Source organism: Falsihalocynthiibacter sp. S25ZX9 (assembly GCF_041205405.1).
Classification (GTDB): domain Bacteria; phylum Pseudomonadota; class Alphaproteobacteria; order Rhodobacterales; family Rhodobacteraceae; genus Falsihalocynthiibacter; species Falsihalocynthiibacter arcticus.
In genome coordinates, this window is sequence record NZ_JBGFCD010000182.1 from 1 (window position 1) to 317 (window position 317).

General features: G+C 53.3%; 1 protein-coding gene. It reads left to right on the forward strand.

All coding sequences use genetic code 11. The annotated features are described in order from the left end of the window. A partial coding sequence (locus AB9F29_RS21815) for an ABC transporter permease subunit (RefSeq protein ID WP_369757236.1) occupies positions 1–313 on the forward strand: 313 nt, incomplete at its 5' end. Between the last annotated feature and the right edge of the window lie 4 nt (positions 314–317).

A 317-nucleotide genomic window follows, 5' to 3' on the forward strand; every position in this document is an offset into this window, starting at 1 on the left:
CGACGGTTGCACCCGCTTTCAGGCTTTCCGACTGGCAATCATCCCCGTGATGTGGCAAGGTGTGGTCACCACAGGGCTGTTCAGCTTTCTGTTGGCGTATAACGACTTTACCGTAACATCGATGCTGCTGACGCAAGAAAACGCAACGATGATCCCCAAGATCAACGGATTTCTGGGGTCCACGCAAGAGGAAGGCAAGGTAATGTATGCCGTAGCCGCGGTGGTCTCGGCGATTTTACCGCTTTTCGTACTCATCATGTTTTTCCAACGTCAAATCGTAAGCGGTCTGACCGCTGGCGCCGTCAAAGGATAAGGGG